At 70.0% G+C, this 17,471-nt stretch carries 19 protein-coding genes; 3 read left to right on the top strand and 16 right to left on the bottom strand.

Annotated features, from left to right (window positions below):
* Positions 1-4: 4 nt before the first annotated feature.
* Positions 5-1,582 carry an ABC transporter substrate-binding protein gene (locus tag AC0IW9_RS01260; protein ID WP_471646387.1) on the bottom strand — a complete coding sequence of 526 codons (1,578 nt, stop codon included), beginning with the start codon at positions 1,580-1,582 and terminating at the stop codon, positions 5-7.
* A gap of 92 nt (positions 1,583-1,674) precedes the next feature.
* On the opposite strand from AC0IW9_RS01260, the gene AC0IW9_RS01255 reads away from it, so the two are divergent.
* The 3 genes from AC0IW9_RS01255 (at position 1,675) to AC0IW9_RS01245 (ending at position 4,143) form a co-directional block, all read left to right on the top strand.
* Positions 1,675-2,130 carry a MaoC family dehydratase gene (locus tag AC0IW9_RS01255; protein ID WP_471646386.1) on the top strand — a complete coding sequence of 152 codons (456 nt, stop codon included), beginning with the start codon at positions 1,675-1,677 and terminating at the stop codon, positions 2,128-2,130.
* An 8-nt stretch (positions 2,131-2,138) separates the two neighbouring features.
* On the top strand, positions 2,139-3,668 hold the full coding sequence (gene argH / locus AC0IW9_RS01250) for an argininosuccinate lyase (protein WP_471646385.1): 1,530 nt from the start codon (positions 2,139-2,141) through the stop codon (positions 3,666-3,668).
* 67 nt (positions 3,669-3,735) lie between these two features.
* A complete protein-coding gene (locus AC0IW9_RS01245; protein WP_471646384.1) occupies positions 3,736-4,143 on the top strand; it encodes a hypothetical protein in 408 nt (135 codons plus the stop codon).
* 61 nt (positions 4,144-4,204) lie between these two features.
* Here the strand turns inward: AC0IW9_RS01245 and AC0IW9_RS01240 are convergent, their stop codons facing one another.
* From AC0IW9_RS01240 to AC0IW9_RS01170, 15 genes are all read right to left on the bottom strand, one after another.
* Complete coding sequence (locus tag AC0IW9_RS01240; protein ID WP_471646383.1) at positions 4,205-4,531, bottom strand: NIPSNAP family protein; 327 nt, start codon at positions 4,529-4,531, stop codon at positions 4,205-4,207.
* A gap of 103 nt (positions 4,532-4,634) precedes the next feature.
* Positions 4,635-5,039 (bottom strand): hypothetical protein, encoded by a 405-nt coding sequence (locus AC0IW9_RS01235; RefSeq protein ID WP_471646382.1) that lies wholly within the window; start codon positions 5,037-5,039, stop codon positions 4,635-4,637.
* Entirely contained in the window at positions 5,039-5,407 is a 369-nt protein-coding gene (locus tag AC0IW9_RS01230; RefSeq protein ID WP_471646381.1) for a nuclear transport factor 2 family protein, read from the bottom strand. Before AC0IW9_RS01230 ends, AC0IW9_RS01235 begins: the two co-directional genes overlap by 1 nt.
* Before the next feature lie 51 nt (positions 5,408-5,458).
* Positions 5,459-6,598, bottom strand: coding sequence for a CaiB/BaiF CoA transferase family protein (locus tag AC0IW9_RS01225; RefSeq protein WP_471646380.1), 1,140 nt, complete (start codon positions 6,596-6,598; stop codon positions 5,459-5,461).
* Entirely contained in the window at positions 6,595-7,899 is a 1,305-nt protein-coding gene (gene hmgA, locus AC0IW9_RS01220) for a homogentisate 1,2-dioxygenase (RefSeq protein WP_471646379.1), read from the bottom strand. The genes AC0IW9_RS01225 and hmgA overlap by 4 nt, the downstream gene beginning before the upstream one ends.
* Positions 7,900-7,959: 60 nt before the next feature.
* Positions 7,960-8,823 (bottom strand): HpcH/HpaI aldolase/citrate lyase family protein, encoded by an 864-nt coding sequence (locus AC0IW9_RS01215; protein WP_471646378.1) that lies wholly within the window; start codon positions 8,821-8,823, stop codon positions 7,960-7,962.
* Between the two features lie 8 nt (positions 8,824-8,831).
* Positions 8,832-10,025: a CaiB/BaiF CoA transferase family protein gene (locus AC0IW9_RS01210; protein ID WP_471646377.1), complete on the bottom strand. Its 1,194-nt coding sequence runs from the start codon at positions 10,023-10,025 to the stop codon at positions 8,832-8,834.
* Positions 10,025-10,882: an HTD2 family dehydratase gene (locus AC0IW9_RS01205; protein ID WP_471646376.1), complete on the bottom strand. Its 858-nt coding sequence runs from the start codon at positions 10,880-10,882 to the stop codon at positions 10,025-10,027. The genes AC0IW9_RS01210 and AC0IW9_RS01205 overlap by 1 nt, the downstream gene beginning before the upstream one ends.
* Positions 10,883-10,892: 10 nt before the next feature.
* Positions 10,893-11,855, bottom strand: a complete 963-nt coding sequence (locus AC0IW9_RS01200; RefSeq protein ID WP_471646375.1) for a Bug family tripartite tricarboxylate transporter substrate binding protein — start codon at positions 11,853-11,855, stop codon at positions 10,893-10,895.
* Positions 11,852-12,967, bottom strand: coding sequence for an aminotransferase class V-fold PLP-dependent enzyme (locus tag AC0IW9_RS01195; RefSeq protein WP_471646374.1), 1,116 nt, complete (start codon positions 12,965-12,967; stop codon positions 11,852-11,854). Before AC0IW9_RS01195 ends, AC0IW9_RS01200 begins: the two co-directional genes overlap by 4 nt.
* 2 nt (positions 12,968-12,969) lie before the next feature.
* A complete protein-coding gene (locus tag AC0IW9_RS01190; protein ID WP_471646373.1) occupies positions 12,970-14,250 on the bottom strand; it encodes a TRAP transporter large permease in 1,281 nt (426 codons plus the stop codon).
* Complete coding sequence (locus tag AC0IW9_RS01185; protein WP_471646372.1) at positions 14,247-14,726, bottom strand: TRAP transporter small permease; 480 nt, start codon at positions 14,724-14,726, stop codon at positions 14,247-14,249. Before AC0IW9_RS01185 ends, AC0IW9_RS01190 begins: the two co-directional genes overlap by 4 nt.
* Positions 14,726-15,718 (bottom strand): TRAP transporter substrate-binding protein, encoded by a 993-nt coding sequence (locus AC0IW9_RS01180; RefSeq protein WP_471646371.1) that lies wholly within the window; start codon positions 15,716-15,718, stop codon positions 14,726-14,728. The genes AC0IW9_RS01185 and AC0IW9_RS01180 overlap by 1 nt, the downstream gene beginning before the upstream one ends.
* Before the next feature lie 60 nt (positions 15,719-15,778).
* On the bottom strand, positions 15,779-16,492 hold the full coding sequence (locus tag AC0IW9_RS01175) for a maleate cis-trans isomerase family protein (protein ID WP_471646370.1): 714 nt from the start codon (positions 16,490-16,492) through the stop codon (positions 15,779-15,781).
* Entirely contained in the window at positions 16,489-17,391 is a 903-nt protein-coding gene (locus AC0IW9_RS01170) for an ABC transporter substrate-binding protein (RefSeq protein WP_471646369.1), read from the bottom strand. The genes AC0IW9_RS01175 and AC0IW9_RS01170 overlap by 4 nt, the downstream gene beginning before the upstream one ends.
* Between the last annotated feature and the right edge of the window lie 80 nt (positions 17,392-17,471).

Genomic DNA, 17,471 nt, shown 5'->3' with positions numbered 1-17,471 from the left:
CGGGTCACTCCGCGCGCCGCAGCCCCATCGCCAGGCTTCGTTCATCCATCCGCGCATCGTAGCGCAGGCCGGCCCGGGCCGCCCAGGCGTTCACCAGGTGGAACAGCGGGATGAGTGCGACATCCTCGCTGGCAAGGTGCACGGCCTGGCGCAGCAGCGCCTCGCGCTCCACCGCGTCGAGGGTGGCGATGGCCCGGTCGGTCAGGACATCCAGCGCCAGGTTGGAATAGCGGCCGGCATTGGCGGCGCCGCGGCGGGCGGCCGGATCATAGGTGCCGAGCACATTGGCGAGGAGGTAGCTCGCCTCCCCGGTGCTGCTGCCCCAGCCGGACAGGCGCATGGCGAATTCCTGCCGCGCCGCCCGGGCGGAGAAGCTGGCCCAGGGCAATGCCGCGACCTCCGTGCGGATGCCGATCCGGCTCCACATCTGCGCCACCGCCTGGGCGATACGGGCATCGTTGGGGTAACGGTCGTTGGGGGTATGGAGGGTGACGCGGAAGCCGTCGGGGAAGCCGGCCTCGGCCAGCAGGCGGCGGGCCGTCGCCGGCTCGAAGGGCGGCACCGGGGTGCCGGGGTCATGCGAATAGACGCCGGGCGGCAGCCATTGGCCGGCCGGCTGGGCAGCCCCCTGCATCACCTGCTCGGCCAGCGCAGTCCGGTTGATGCCGAGCGAAAGGGCGCGGCGCACCCGCAGATCCTGGAAGGGATTGGCCGCGAGCGGCTGGCCGGCCTGATCCGTGACGAAGGGCAGCGGGCCGCTGCGCGAGAAATCCGCCTGCAGGAACATCAGCCGCAGGCCCTGGATCTCGAAGACGCCGATGCGGGCATCCTGCTTCAGCCGGGCAAGATCGGCCGAGGGCACCTGGTCGATGAGGTCCACGTCGCCCGCCAGCACCGCGGCGGTGCGCGCGGCATCATTGCCGATGAAACGGAGGCTGATCCGGGCCCAGGGCTCGCGCGGGCCGAAATAGCCCTCGTTGCGGGCCAGCTCGGTCCGGTCATTGGCGGCATGGGACAGGAGGCGATAGGGGCCGGTGCCGATGGCGGCCTTGCCGCTGTTGAAATCCTCCGTCGTGGCGCCCTGCGCGGCATGCCGGGCGATGATCGCGATATAGCCCAGCTCCGTCGGCAGCAGGGAATCGGGCTGTTTCGTGTGCAGGCGGAGGGTGAGTGGATCGACCACCTCCACCTGCTTCACCATGCGGAGGAAGCCGCCATAGCCGGCCGGGCTATTCGGCACATTGGGCGCCCGGGCCAGGGAAAAGGCGACGTCATCCGCGGTGAAGGGCCGGCCGTCATGCCAGAGCACGCCTGGGCGGAGGCGGAATTCCCAAAGCATGGGACCCAGGGCACGCCAGCTTTCGGCCAGCCCGGGCTGAAGCTGGACCCGGGCATCGCGCTCGACCAGGCGCGAGAAGACATGCGCGGCGAGCTGGGCATTCGGCGCCGCATTGAAGAAATGCGGGTCCACCGAGGTGGCGGGCGCGGCCAAACCGAGAATGGCGGTGTCTTGCGCACGTTGCGCCAGGGCGGGGCCGGCGATGGCACCCAGCAGCATGAAGGCCCAGGCGATGGGCGGCACGCGAATCTCCTCGAGGCAGGGCGAGGTTATGGCCAAGCCGGCCTGGGTATGCCAGGAATTCAACCAAGTCGAACAGAATGGGGAAGAGACGCATGCTGGAAGTCGAGAGCATCGAAGCGCTGCGCGCGCATATCGGCCACAAGCTGGGCAGCAGCGAATGGCTGGTCGTGGACCAGAAGATGATCGACCAATTCGCCGAGGCGACCGGCGACCATCAATGGATCCATATCGACGTGGAGCGGGCGAAGAAGGAGATGCCGGGCGGCAAGACCATCGCCCATGGCTACCTGACCCTTTCGCTGCTGCCCAAGCTCAACCAGGGCATCTTCAGGATCAAGCAGCGCAGCCGCGGGGTGAACTACGGCTCCAACAAGGTGCGCTTCACCGCGCCGGTGCCGGCGGGCTCGCGGGTGCGCGGCCACCTGACCCTGAAGGCGATCGACCCGATCGAGGGCGGTGCCCGGCTGACCATGGAGGCGAGCGTGGAGGTGGAGGGCAATAGCCGGCCTGCGCTGGTCGCCGAGACGCTGTCCCTGGTCTACGCGTAGCCGGTCCGATGGCCGAGGAAATTTCGCTCCGCGCGGGGGAGGTTTCGCTCCGCGAGCGGGTCAAGGAGCCACCCTCGGCCCTGCTGGTCGAAAGCTACTACCGCGGCTCCGTGGCCCGGGCGCAGCGGGACGTCTTCGACCATGAGATGTGGGTGCATCTGGCGCATGGGCTGATGCTCGAGCGCCAGGGAATCGTCGCCCGGCCGGCGATCGCCGCCTGCCTGGCGGAGGTCCTGGCCATGGCCGGCGAAGGCCCCGCCGGCGTGCCGGTCGATTTCCGCCAGGAGGATCTCTATTCCTATGTCGAGCGGCGGATCGTGCTCGCGCTAGGCCCCGATACCGGTGGCCGGCTGCATACCGGGCGCAGCCGCAACGACCTGAACGTGACGACCTGGCGCATGGCGCTGCGGGAGACCCTGCTGGCGGTGCAGATGGCACTGCTGGCGCTGCGCGGCACCCTGCTGCGGTTGGCAGGCGAGCATGCCGAGGTGGTCATGCCCGGCTATACCCATACCCAGCATGCCCAGCCCATCACCTTCGGCTATTGGCTGCTTTCGGCCGCGGATGTGCTGGCACGGGACCAGACGCGGCTGGCGGGCGCGCTGGCGCATGCGGACCTCTGCCCCCTCGGCGCCGGGGCGCTGACGACCACGGCCTTCCCGCTGGACCGGATGTTCACGACCGAGCTGCTCGGCTTCGGCGCACCACTGGAATCGGCCTATGACGCGGTGTCCTCGCGCGACGATGCGTTGGAGGCGGCTTCGGCCATGGCGGTGCTGATGACCTTCCTCAGCCGCCTGGCGACCGATCTGCAGGCCTGGAGCACCTGGGAATACGGCTTCCTGGAACTGGCGGACCGGCATAGCGCGGTCTCCTCCATCATGCCGCAGAAGAAGAATCCGGTGGCGCTGGAACATGCCCGCGCCGCGGCGGCCGTGGTGCAGGGAGCCCTGCTGGCGGCACTGGCCGCGACGAAGAACACCGCCTTCGCCGATGTAAACGATGCGGTGACGTCGGTGAACGAGCCGGTGCTGGACGCGGCACTCAGGACCCTGCGCATCCTGGCCCTGCTGGAGGAAGTCTTCGCGGGGCTGACCCTGCGCCCGGCGCGCATGGCCCAGGCGGCCGCAGAAGGCTTCGGCACCGCCACCGAACTGGCGGATGTGATCGTACGGGAGGCCGGGCTGTCCTTCCGCATGGCGCATAACGTGGTCGCCGTGGTGGTCCGGGATGCGCTGGCGGCAGGACGCAGCGCCGATGCCATCACCGCAGCGGACCTCGATGCGGCGGCGCAGGGGCTGTTTGGCCGCCCGCTGGGCATCCAGCCCGCGGCGGTGGCGCAGGCGCTCGATCCAGCGGAAAACATTCGCACCCGAACCGTGCTCGGCGGCCCGGCACCGGTGGAGATGACCCGGATGCTGGCTTCCCGGGGCGCAGCGCTGGCACAGGACAAGGCTGCGGTCGAGGCGGTGGCGACGCGAATCCGGACCGCCCGGTCCCGCTGCTTCCAGCAGGCCATGGCGATGACCAAGGCTTGAAGGCAGCAATCATCGCTCGATCGCGGGCCGGCCACGGCGCATGATGCCGGGTGGAGGAGGACCCAGCATGTCCAGGCGCTTCATGCTTCTTGCCACGGGACTGGCCGCCGCCCTTGCCTGGCCGATGCCGGAAGCCGCAGCCCGGGGCGGCCATCCGCACGGCGGGGGATACCGCGGAGGCTACGGCGGCTACCATGGTGGCTATGGCGGCGGATACCGGGGCGGCTTCGGCGCCTTCATCGGTCCGCCGGCACCCTACTACCGGCCGCGCGCCTATGGGTATGGCTACGGCCGTCCCTATGGCTATTACGCGCCGCCGATCTATGCCCCGCCGCCGGTCGTTTATGCGCCGCCGCCGATCTATGCGGTGCCGCCACCCGGCGTGATCTATGCGCCGCCGCCGGTGGCCTTCGGTGCTCCGGCGGGAAACTACCTCCCCCCGGCCTATGGCGCGGATGGCGGCTACAAGCGATAGGGCAGGCTTCGTCGGGGCAGCCCGGGGCGTGAATTCCTGGCTGTGCGGATAGGCCAAGCCCTCAAAGGTGCGGCGAATACTCCACCGGGATCAGCACGCGATCCTCGATCATGCCGACCATCGGACCCTGCTCCTCCGGGGTTTCACGCTTGATGCGGATCCACTCCTCGTCGGCCAGGAAGCTGGCCCAGGCGGCGCGCAGGCTCGGCTCATCCGGCCATTCGAGGAGGTAGCTGAATTCCAGGCCCAGCTCGGACCGGGATTCCCAGATGGCCAGGATGTGGAAGCCGTGCCGGGCCATGATGCGCATGGCGTGGTCGCGGAAGCGGGCCAGGAAAGCGGCCCGGCTGGGCTCGAAGATCTCGTAGATGCGGAGTTGTTCGATCATGCGGCGGCGCCTCCGGAGGTGTCTCCGGCAGCAACGCGCCAGGGGCGGCCAGCGGTTCCTCCGGGATGATGTGCCGGCCGGATGAACCCGCTGGCCGCAGTGATCAGGCCCTGGCGGCACGGGCGGAGCGTTGCAGCCCGACGTATTCCAGCTCCGCCAGGGCGGCGACGACCACGGCCTGGGCCAGGATGAAGCCGCCGCCGAGCCAGTTCGGCGCGATCCAGCCCGGCAGCAGCAGCAACACGCTATCGATCGCCCAGAGCGCATTGCCGATGATGACGCCGAGCACCGCCCAGCGCGGCACCGCGGATCGGGTGCCGAGCCAGGCCAGCGCCGCGGCGAAGGCCAGCAGGAAGAGGCCGGATTCCCGTAGCAGCGCCTCCGGCAGATGGAACCACCAGCCCAGCGGGGCGGCCGCCACCGCCAGCAGCAGGCCCATGGCGCCGCTGCAGGCCGCATCCAGCAGCAGCGCGCGGCGCAGGAAGACGGAGGGCAGGATCACATCCATCACGCCGCCTCCCGCACCGCATCGAGAAAGCCGGTCACGCTGGCGAGCCTGCCATCCGGCGCCAGGGTAGCGAAATCGGTGCCGGCCGCGGCAGGCGCGGCACCCGGGACGCCGAGGCTCCAGGCGAAGCGGAGATGGTCGTTGTGGCGATCCACCGTCCCGCGCCGGCTGAAGCGCAGGCCGGGAAACTGTGCCTGGGCGGCACCTATCATGGCGGCGATGCCGGGCTGGCCCTCACCCTGCATCATCGGGTCACGGTAGCTGGCCTCGGCGGCGAAGGTCTCGGCCACCAGCGCGGCGCGGCGACCTGCATCGGCCTCGTTCCAGCAGGCGATGTAGCGGTCGATCAGGCGGTCATGGTCGCTCATCCGAAGTGTCTCCCCTCTCGCGGCGAGAAAGTCCCGCCGGCGACCGGAAGATCACCCCTTCGGCGGCTCGGAAGCGATTACCTGCCGGGTCATATCGCCCAGCCTCGGAGCGCCATGCCGGATCTGCGGCCGCTCGCCATCGAAGGAAAGCGGCATGGCGACAAGCGAGAAATCCTCGCCCGGCACCGGCTGCAGCATCCGCATCGCCGCGGCCTGCGGCTCGGCGAGCACCTCGGGGATGGTATTCACCGGGGCGCAGGGGACGCCGGCGGCGACCAGCGCCTCGGCCAGCGCGGCACGCGGGCGGTCGCGCAGCAGGTCCGCGATCTGCGGCAACAGGGCGCCCTGGTGGGCGATGCGCTGGCGGTTGGTGGCGAAATGTGGATCCTCCGGCCAGTCGGGCCGCCCGAGATGCACCGCCAGCTTGCGGAACAGCCGGTCGTTGCCGCAGCAGATGAGCAGCGGTCCATCGGCGGTCTCGAAGGCCTGGTAGGGGACGAAGTTGGGATGGCCGGAGGCATGGCGTTCCGGCAGCTTGCCCATGTTCACATAGGCGCTGATCTTCTGCCCCGCCCACATCAGCGCCGTCTCGAACAGCGAGGTATTCACCACGCAGCCACGGCCGGTGGCATGGCGCTGCTGCAGCGCCGCCAGGGCGCCGATGACGGTCCACATGCCGGTGCCCTGGTCCACCACGCTGGCGCCCATCCGCACCGGCGGCCCGCCGGGTTCGCCGGTGATGGAGGAAAGGCCGCAGAAGGCCTGGAACAGCGGCTCATAGCCCGGGCGCTGCGCCAGCGGGCCGAGGTGGCCGAAAGCGCCCATGGCGCAGTAGATCAGCCGCGGGTGGCGGGCGGTGACCGGCTCGGGGCCGATGCCAAGCGCTTCCGCCACACCGGGGCGGAGGTTGTGGACCAGGATATCCGCATCCTCGAGCATCGCATGCAGCGCGGCGACGCCATCGGGGGATTTCAGGTCCAGCGCGACGCTGCGCTTGCCGCGGTTGAACTCGTGGAAGTTCAGCGCATCGCCATGGCGGAAGGCAGGGCCCATCTGCCTTGCATCGTCGCCGCCATCGGGCTTCTCCACCTTCCAGACCTCGGCACCGAGGTCGGCGAAGATCGCGCCGGCGAAGGGTCCGGCGAGGACCTGGCCGAGCTCCACCACCTTGATGCCGGCGAGCACGCTCATGGCGTGCCAGCGAGAGGCGCGCCGGTGAAGCGCTTCGGCAGCCCGTCCCAGCAGGCATCGTAGCCGGGCTGGAGCTGCGGCGCCGCCATGGCGAAGGCGCTGGGGCGGATCACCTGGCTGGTCTCGAACATGAAGGCCAGCGTGCCCTCCAGCTTGTGCGGCGCCAGTTCCGCGGCGATGGCGCGTTCGGTCGTCGCCGCATCCGGGCCATGGCCGCTGAGCCGCGGATGCAGCGAGACGCCGCCGGGGGCGAAGCCCTGGGCCTTGCCGTCATAGACGCCATGCACCAGCCCCATGCATTCGTTCATCACGTTGCGATGGAACCAGGGCGGCCGGAAGGTCGCCTCGGCCACCATCCAGCGCGGCGGGAAGATGACGAAGTCCATGTTGGCGACGCCGGCCGCGGTCCCGGGGCTGGTCAGCACGGTGAAGATCGACGGATCCGGGTGGTCGAAGCTGACCGTGTTGATGACCATGAAGTGGCGCGTGTCGTAGACATAGGGCGCGTTGTTGCCGTGCCAGGCGACGACATCGAGCGGCGAATGCCCGAGCGTCGCCGCCCAGAGGCTACCCTGGAATTTCTGCACCAGCTCGGTCGGCTCGTCGCGGTCCTCGTACCAGGCGGTGGGAGAGAGGAAATCGCGCGGATTGGCCAGGCCATTGGCGCCGATCGGGCCGAGGTCCGGCAGGCGCAGCGCCGCGCCATGGTTCTCCGCCACATAGCCGCGGGCGGCACCATCCGGCAGCTCGACGCGGAACTTCATCCCGACCGGGATGACGGCGATCTGCCCGGGCGCGACCAGCAGCCGGCCGCATTCGGTCACCAGCAGCAGGCGGCCCTGTTCCGGCACCAGCAGCAGCTCGCCATCGCTGTCCATGAAGACCCGCTCCATCGACATGGTGGCGCGGTAGATGTGGATGGTGACGCCCGACAGCGCCTCCCCCGGCGCGGTGGCGCCGAGGGTGACGAGGCCGGCGACGAAGTCGGTGGGGACATCGGGGATTGGCAGCGGGTCCCAACGCAGGCGATTGGGCGTCGGCGGCGCCAGCGGACCGCAGAGCAGGCCCTGGTCGATCGGGCGGAAGGCGCCATGCCCGGCCGAGGGACGGATGCGGTAGAGCCAGGTCCGCCGGGCCTCGGCCCGGGGGACGGTGAAGGCGGTGCCGCTGAACTGCTCCGCATAGAGGCCGTATGGGACCGTCTGCGGGCTGTTGCGGCCGGGCGGCAAGGCTCCGGGCAGGGCCTCGGTGGCGAATTCATTGCCGAAGCCGGACATCATCGGCGGGGTGGTCTGGTCCATGGGTGCCTCCCTCTTGCCGCCTGATTGCACCTGCCCGCTTATGGTTTCAAGTGAAACCGTCTAGCGCACCCGGGCCAGCAGCCGCCGGGCACGCTCCACCACCGGCAGGTCGATCATCGCGCCCTCGAAGGCCACGGCGCCCGAACCCTGGGCCAGCGCCTCGTCGAAGGCGGCGATGAGGCGGCGGGCGCGATCGGCCTCGGCCGGGGCGACGCCGTATTCCTCGTTGATGATCGGCACATGCAGCGGATGGATGCAGGCGGTGCAGGCGAAGCCGAGCCGGCGGGACCGCTTCAGCGCGGTGCGATAGCCCTCGAGGTCGTTGAAATCGGCAAAGGCGCCGACCGAGCCGAGCGGCAGGATCCCTGCCCCACGCGCCGCGGCCACCGCCATCATGCCGAAGTGGTAGAGCATGTCGGCGCCGGGCACGGCCTCGAGCTCGGTCGAGAGATCCTCCGAGCCGACGCCGAGGGCTGCCATGCGCGGATCGGCGCCGGCGATGGCGACCAGGTTGGGCAGCGCCTGCGGCGTCTCGACGATGCCGATGAAGCGGGTATGGCCGATCGGCAGGCCGAGCGCCGCCTCGCGCACCGCGACCACCTCGGACAGCAGCTTCACGTGCTCCCCGCCCATCACCTTCGGCAGCATCAGCGCGGTGACCTGCGGCATGATGGCGGCGGCGATATCGGGGATCGCCAGTTCCAGCGCCCGATTGATGCGGACCGCGACCTCGTTGCCGGCGCCATGGACCTGCGCCGCGGCCGCGGGCAGCGCGGCGCGCGCGGCCGCCTTCTCCGCCGGCGGGATGCTGTCCTCGAGGTCGAGGATGATGACGTCGGCGCCGCGGGTATGCGCCTTGGCGACGAAGCGCTCGGCGGTGGCGGGGACGAAGAGGAGCGAGCGCCAGGTGGGGAGGGTCATCATGGTCTCCTTCAGGCAGCCGCGCCGGACTGCAGCATGGTGGCGATCTCATCCGCGGTATAGCCGGCCTCCGCCAGGATCTCGGCGGTCTGGGCGCCGAGCCGCGGGGCGGGCAGCACCTCCTCCCGCATGCCGCCGCGGAAGGTGACGGGGGTGCGGGTGCGGCGGATGCGGCCCTCGGTCGGGTGCTCGTCGAAATTCCAGAAGCCGACGTCGCCGAGGTGCGGGTCCTCCAGCAGATCGTCGATGGTATTGTACGGCCCGGCCGGGACATCGGCCTTGGCGAAGATCTCCAGCCACTCCGCGGTCTTCTTCTGCGCCAGCGCCTCGACCTGCACGGTGAAGTAGTCGGCGGCATTCTGGGTGCGGCTGATCGGCGTGGCGTAGCGCGGGTCGGTCTTCAGCTCCGGCCGGCCGATGGCGTCGAAGAAGGCGAAGGCCTGGCGGTTGTCGTTGGGGCGGACGGTGATGTAGCCGTCGAGCGTCGGCAGCGGCCGGTAGTCGGGCGAGAGCAGCCGGGCATCGCCGGTCGGCCCCTCCGGCGGCTCGAAGGTGGCGGCGCCGAGATGCTCGGAGGTGACGAAGCTCGCCATGGTCTCGAACATCGGCACCTCGATCGACTCGCCGTGCCCGGTCTTCTCCCGCCGATACAGTGCGAAGCCGATGCTCTGCGCCGAGACCAGGCCGGTGATGTGGTCGGTCATCACCATCGGCACGAAGCGCGGCTCGCCGATGGCGCGGTCGAAGGTGCCGGCGACGCCGGACAGCGACTGGATGATCGGATCATAGGCCGGGCGATTGGCATAGCGGCCATCGGTGCCGAAGGCGACGATGCCGCAGTGGATCAGCCGCGGATTGCCGGGCGCGAGCGAGGCATAGTCCAGCCCGGCACGGGCCAGCGCCGCCGGGCGCACGTTGGAGACGAAGACATCCGCCGTGGCGATGAGCGCCTTCAGCGCCGCGATGCCGGCCGGCTGCTTGATATCCAGCACGATCGACCGCTTGTTGCGGTTGAAGTTGATGAACTTGCCCGACATGGCCGGCGAACGCGACCCGGCCGCCAGGTAGCGCAGGATATCGCCGCCCGGCGCTTCGACCTTGATGACCTCGGCGCCCTGGTCGGCGAGCGTGCGCGTCGTGATCGGCCCGACCACCACCGTGGTCAGGTCGATGACGCGAACGCCTTCGAGCGGTCCTCCCGCCATCAGGCGAACTCGCAATCGAGCTGGGCATTCTGGTTGCCGTCGCGGTCCTGCACCCAGGCCAGGACCTTGCCGCCCTCAGCGGCGCGGCCGCACAGCGTGATGGTCTCGCCGACATAAATCGGCCGCGTCAATCGGGCGGAGAAGCCGACCAGCCTGCCCGGTGTATGGGCCACCGCGGCATCGAGCAGCAGCTGCATCGTCAGCCCGCCGTTCTGCACCGTATTCGGATAGCCCTCCTCCGCCCGCGCGTAATCCGCGTCGTAGTGGATGCGATGCGCATTCCAGGTGACGGCGGAATAGCGGAAGACCAGCGGCGGGGTCAGCGTCTTCTCCAGGCTCCAGGCCGCGCCGGTCGGCGCCGGCGCGGGCGGGGCGACGGTGCTCTTCTCGCCGGGCTTCACCGCTTCCCGGTAGACCGCATCGAATTCATCGACGGCCACCACCTCGTCCCGCACCCGCAGCGTATGGCGCATGGTGAGCACGGTGATGAAGCCGGTGCGGGCCTGCTTCGGGACGATGGCGGCGACCTCGGCGGTCTTCACCGCCACGTCGCCGATCCGCAGCTCGCCGGGGATGGTCACGCGGCGCCCGGCCCCCATGCGGCGCGGCAGCGGGATCGGCGGCAGCACCACGCCGGGCTTCGGATGCCCATCGATCCCGATATCGGAATGCCGCGGCGTCTCGGCGCAGAACAGGGTGAACCAATGCGGCGGCAGCACGTCGCCGCGGTGAAAGCTCTCGGGGTCGAAATCCAGCATGCCGGCGATGCGGCGGACGGCGCCGAGGCTGATATCCTCCTCGACGGTCCGGGTGCGGCCCACCCAGGATTGCAGTTCCTCGCTCAGGGTCAGCGACATGTTCAGGGTCCTATTCGGCGACGAGGTTGAGGCGACGGATCAGGGGCGACCAGCGTGCACCCTCGGCGCGGGCCATGGCGCTGAATTCCGCCGGCGTATTGGCCGGGGCGACATCGGCGCCGACCTTGGCATAGGCGGCGCGCACCCGCTCATCGGCCAGGGCCTCGTTCAGCGCGGCATTCAGCCGGGCGACGACCTCGGGCGGGGTGCGGGCGGGGGCGGAGAGGCCGAAGTAGCCGCCGGCCTCGAAGCCGGGAATGGTCTCGGCAACGGCCGGCACACCGGGCCATTCCGGGCGCCGGGCCGGCGTCGTCAGCGCCACGGCACGCAAGGTCGGCTGGTCCTTCACCGTGGCACCCTCCGGCAGGCCCATGCAGCGCGCATGGATGCGGCCCGAGAGCAGGTCGGTCATCGCCTGGGTGCTCTGCCGATAGGGCACATGCACCATCTCGAGCCCCAGGCGGGCGCCGATATCCTCCATGATGAGATGGGTATTCGCCCCGACGCCGGCCGAGGCGAAGGTGAAGCGGCCGGGATTGGCGCGGATCCAGGCCGCGACCTCGGTGAAGGTCGCGCCGGGGATGGAGTTGTGGACCAGCAGCACGTTGAAGGTGGAGCAGAAATGCCCGACCGGGGTGAAGTCCGTCTGCCAGTCGTAGCCCATCTGCTTGTAGAGCAGCGCATTCAACCCGCTATTGGTGCCGGCGGTCGCCACCAGCAGCGTATGGCCATCGGCCGGTGCGCGGGCGACCGCTTCGGCGGCGGTATTGCCGGCGCCGCCCGGGCGGTTGTCCGCCAGCACCGGCTGGCCCAGAACTCGGGTCAGCGCATCGGCCGTCACCCGGCTGACGATATCGGTCTGGCCGCCGCCGCCATAGGGTACCACCAGGCGGATCGGCCGGTCGGGGAAGGCCGCGCGGGCGATCGCGGGCATGGCAAGCCCGGCCAGCAGCGTGCGACGGGCGAGGTTCATGGCCGCCATTCCGCCAGCAGCGCCGTCATGATGCGGTCGACATCGGCCATGGCGTTGTAGCCATGGAAGCTGAAGCGGATGCGGCCGCGCCCGTTCCAGGCCCAGACGCCGTGCCGGACCAGGGCCTCGGTCAGCGCCGCGGCCCCGGGCAGCGCGATGCAGACGCTGGCACCATGCCGGGCCGGGTCGGCGGGCGTGGTGCTGGCGATGCCGGCTTCGGCCAGCCGGGTATGCAGGGCCGTCGTCAGGGACTGCACATGCGCCAGGGCCGCGCCCTGCGGGACGCCACCGAGGTAGTCCAGCGCCGAGGCCAGCACATAGACCGCGGCATGGCCGGGGTTGCCCCGGGCGAAGCGCATGGCATCGGGGACCAATCGCAGCCCCGCGGCGTAATCCGGCGCGCCGAGGCCCTCGATGGAATTCCACCCCGCCGTGCTCGGCGCCCAATCCGGCTGCCGCGCGCGGTTCCAATAGGCGATGGCGGTGCCGGTCATGCCGAGCAGCCATTTGTAGGTGGCGGCGAAGGCGAAATCGGCGATGCGCGGGTCGATCGGCAGGTAGCCTGCGGCCTGGGTATGATCCACGACCAGCAGCGCGCCGACCCGGTCCGCCACCTGCCGCATGGCCGCGAGGTCGTAGCGTTCGCCAGTCAGGTAGGAGACATGGGAGATGGCGAGCATGCGGGTCCGCGCATCCACCACCTTGGCCAGTGCGGCAGCATCGCCGGCCCGGGCATAGCGGATGCCGATATGCGGATGGCGCTGCAAGGCGACCGGCGCCACCAGCGACGGGTATTCATCCGGGTCGACGACGATGTTGTCGCCCGGCTTCCAGTCGATGCTCTCGACCAGCATCGACATGCCTTCCGCGACATTGGCGACGAGCCCGATATCGCCGCGATCGACGCCCCAGCTTGCGGCCAGCAGGCTGCGGGCGCGCAGCACCTCGGCATCCTGGGCGTGGCGGCCGTGGATGCCGTTGCTCTTGTCGGCGGCATAGCGGGACATCGCCGCATCGTGGCGATGCAGGAAGGCGGTCTCGCCCCCGGCGCAGACATGGGTGATGCCCACGGGGATGCGGAAGTCGGCGGGATCGAAGAGGGGATGGTTCATGCTCAGCGTCCCGCCGGTTGCAGCATCAGGGCGAAGCCCGGGATATAGGTGGTGAGGAACAGCACGGCGAGCATGAGCAGGATCTGCGGCCATATGGCACGGGAGATCTGCCCGAGCGTGAGCTTGCTGATCGCCATGCCGATGAACAGGCAATAGCCGATCGGCGGCGCCGCCATGCCGATCGAGACATTGGTCACGATGATCGCCCCGAAGTGGATCGGGTCCACGCCGAAGCGATTGGCGATGGCGATCAGCATCGGGCCGAGGATGACCATGATGGCGATCTCATCCATCACCGCCGCCAGCAGGAAGAAGGCGAGGTTGAGCGAGGCGAGCGCCAGCCAGCGCTGCTCGATGCTGTCGGCCATCCAATGGGCGAAGCGCGTGGCGATCTGTTCCTGGGCGACCAGGATGCCGAAGCCGGTGGAGACGGCGATGATGGCGCAGACGATGCCGCTGGTGCGCATGGCGCTGGCGACGATGCCGGGCAAGGCCGGGATGGTCAGCTTGCGTTCCACGAAAAGGCCGATGACCAAGGCATAGACGCAGGAGACGGCGGCGGCCTCGGTCGGGGTGAAGATGCCGCCGTAGATCCCGCCCAGCACGACCAGCGGCGAGGCCAGGGCCCATTTGCCCTGGTGGAAGGCGGCCCAGGTCTCGGCCAGGCTGGCGCGCGGCAGCCTCGGCACCTTGTTCCGCTTGGCATGGACCCAGCAGATCACCAGCAGGCCGATGGCCAGGGTGATGCCGGGCACGATGCCCGAGAGGAAAAGCCGGCTGATCGATTGCTCGGCGATGATGCCCCAGATGACGAAGGCGATGGAGGGCGGGATCAGCGGACCGAGCACGCCGGCGCTGACCGCGATGCTGGCGGCGAAGGCGCGGCTATAGCCGGCCGCGGCCATGGCCGGGATGAGGATGGTGCCGATCGCCGCCGTAGTGGCCGGCGCCGAGCCGGAAATGGCGGAGAAGACCAGCGCCGCCAGCACCGCGACCATGGCGAGGCCGCCGGTGCGGTGGCGCACCAGCGTGCCGGCGAGGTCGACCAGCCGCTGCGACAGGCCGCCCGCGGTCATCAGCTCCCCGGCCAGCATGAACAGCGGAATGGCGAGCAGGCTGAACTGCTGGCTGCCGCTGATGAGCGCCTGGGCCAGGAAGGCCGGCTCGATATCGGCCAGCAGCAGCGCCGCGGTGACCGCCAGCGCGATGGCGATGGCAAAGGGGAAGCCGAGCACGACCAGCCCGGCGAAGCCCGCGGTAAGGCACCAGGAAATGGCCGTCACGCGAGATCACCCCGCGGGCCGCGCAAGACCCGGTCCAGCGCGAAAAGCGCCACTAGCGCGCCGCAGACCGGCGCCAGGGCATTGAGGATCTCGATCGGATAGCCGATGGCGGCCGAGGTGCTGCCGGAGGTGAGGTCGAGGAAGCGCCAGCCGGACCAGGCGAGGAAGACGCCGAGCGCGGCGGTGACCAGCTCGGTCAGCCGCTCGGTCCAGGCGCGGATGCCGGCCGGCAACAGGTCCGGCAGCAGGGTCAGCCGCACATGCCAGCCCTCGTGCACGCCGAGCGCCAGCCCGCCGAGGACCGACCAGCTGAACAGCAGCACGGCCAGTTCCTCGGACCAGGACGGCGTGTCGCCGAAGACGTAGCGCATCACGACCTGATAGCTGATGGCGATCAGCATCAGCACCGCCGCGATGCCGATGCTGGCACGGGTCGCCCAGGCGACCACGCCGGTGAAGGCGCCGAATGCCCGCACTACTGCACCGCCGCCAGGGCTTCCTTGATGATGTCGGTGCCGATCTGGCCGCGGAAGCTCTCGTACATCGGCATCACGCCGCGGCGGAAGGCGGCCTTGTCCGGCACCTCGTTCACCTGCATGCCGTTCTTCGCCAAGCTGTCGCGGAAGACGGCCTGGGCGGCGGCATTGGCGGCGCGCTGCGCCCTGGTGGCCTCGACCCCGGCCTCGAGCACCGCCGCCTTGAGGTCGGCCGGCAGCTTGTCGAGGCTGCGCTTGGCGATGAGCAGCCCGATCATCGAATAGATATGGCCGGTCAGCGAAAGGTACTTGGTCACCTCGAAGTACTTGTTCTGCTCGATGATGCCGAGCGGGACCTCGAGCCCGTCGATCGCCCCCTGCTGGACCGCGGTGAAGGTCTCGCCCCAGGCCATCGGCACGGCGTTGCCGCCGAGGCTGCGATACATCTCGATGTAGATCGGGCTCTGCAGGACGCGGAACTTGATGCCGCGCAGGTCGGCCGGCTGCACGATCGGCCGGACGTTGTTGATCATGTGGCGGAAGCCGCCTTCCATGTAGCCGAGCGGGACGATGCCCTTGGCCTCCAGCCGCTGCTTCAGCTGGGCGCCGACGGTGCCGTCCAGCACGCGGTGGCCCTGCTCCTCGGAGCTGAACAGGAAGGGCATGTCGTTGACCTGGAAGGCCGGCTCGACCTGGGCGATCACCGCATTGGTGATGACCCCCATGTCGACGGTGCCGAGCCGCATGCCGTCCACCAGCGGCCGCTCATCGCCGATGGCGCGGTTGGGGTAGAGCTGCACCTCGATCCGCTCACCCACACGGGCACCGAGCGCCTTCTGGAATTCCCGGGCGCCGAGCGCGTAGGGGTCCTGGGCGCCGTCGCCGCTGGTCCAGCCGATCCGCAGGATGGTCTTCGTCTGGGCCCGTGCCAGGGCCGGGGCGGCGAGCAACGCGGTGACCGCGGCGAGGCCGCGCCGGGTGAGCTTGGACATGGTTCGGTTTCCTCCGGGATTGCGGCGGATGATACGGGGCCGCCGCCCGGGGGCAAGCCGTCACATGGCCATCAGGCGGCCAAAGCCGGGCACCGCGTCACGCAGGCCGAGGCGGCGGGTGGCGTGCCAGGCCATGGCTTGGTTGCTGGTGAGGACCGGCATGCCCAGCTCCGCCTCCAGCCCGGCGATCAGCCCGGCCGAGCGGATGGCGGTGCAGCTGATGAAACAGGCTTCCGCCCCCGGCACCGCAGCCGCACGGACCCGGTCGGCGATGACGGCCGGCGGGATACGGGCCATCTCCGCATTGGTGTCGATCCCCATGCGGTCGCCGCCCACCACCGTGATGCCATGCCCGGCCAGGAAGCCGATCTCGCGCTCATGGACCGCGTCGATATAGGGGGTGACCAGCAGGATGCGCCGGGCCCCGAGCAGGGCCAGGGCGGCGAGGATGCCATCCGCGGTGGCGCAGGCGGGGATGCCGGAGGCCGCCTCGATCCGGTCGCGGATACCGGCGGCCATCGCCGGGGCGAAGGTTGAGACGGCGGTGCAATGGAAGGCGATCAGGTCCGGCCGGGCATCGCCCAGCAGCTTCGCCGCCGGCTCCAGCGCGCCGATCATGTTCCGCAATTCCGGCTCCGAGCTGCCGCGCAGCTCGAGGCGGGTGACCAGGGCGGTGACGCCGGGCGGCAGCATGGCATGCAGCTCGGGCTCCGCCACGCTATTGCCGGAAGGGACCAGCAGCCCGAGCCGGGCGCGGTCGCCATAGTCGATCACCGCAGGGACTCGCGGGCGGCGGCCAGCCAGCTGCGGTCGATGTAGTCGGCCGCCCGGCGCGGCCGGCTGGGCAATTCGCGGATCAGGGCGCTGATCTCGATCAGCGCCTGGACCCCGGCCTCGCTCGCCTCCCCGTCGCGGGGGAAGATGGCCTCACGGGTGTAATCGGCCCAGGCCTGCCCAGCGTAGCGGGGGGCGATCCCGGCTTCCTGTTCGGCCAGCCGCACGGTCAGCGCCCGGTCGGCATAGAAGCGTTCATGCGCGCGCAGGAAGCCGCGGCAGAAGCGCAGCATCGGGTCCGGATTCGCCTGGGCCCAGCCGGCATCGACATCGAGGCTGGTGAACTGGAAATCCGGGACCAGGTCGCGCGGGTTGCCGAGGCTGACGAACCCCTCGTCCAGCGCGATGCTGTCGAGTGGGGCGCCCTGCAGCCCTGCATCGATGCCGCCGGAGCGCAGCAGGTCCCATCGCGCCAGGATCGGGCCGCAGGGGACCAGCTCATAATCCTGCGGCCAGTGCAGGCCATGGGCCGCGAGCAGCTTGATGATGAGGGAGGAGCTGCCGGCCCGCAGCGAGGAGACGCCGATGCGCCTGCCCCGCAACCCGGCATAGTCCGCGATGCCGGCCCGGGCGATGAAGGAGAAGGGCAGCCGGTTGACGTTGCCGCCGATGATGCGCTGCGCACCGCCCGCCTCGGCATCGAGGATGACATGTTCGGTCACCCCATAGGCGAGCTGCGCCCGGCCATCCCGCAGGCGGTCGTTCACCTCCTCGATGCCCTCGATATGGTCGATGCGGAGGTCGATGCCTTCCGCCGCGAAAAGGCCGGCATGCAGGCCGATCCAGACGGGCAGGTTGAAGTAGTTGCGGGAGACGACGGCGATCGTCAGCGGCTGCATGGCAGGGGATCCCGGAGGCGGATTGGGGTGCGTTTCCAGGTCCCAGGGAAGCACAGCATCGGCGGCCTCGCCATCACCCG

Source organism: Belnapia sp. AC561 (assembly GCF_979252845.1).
This window is presented reverse-complemented; position numbering and strand designations above follow the sequence as displayed.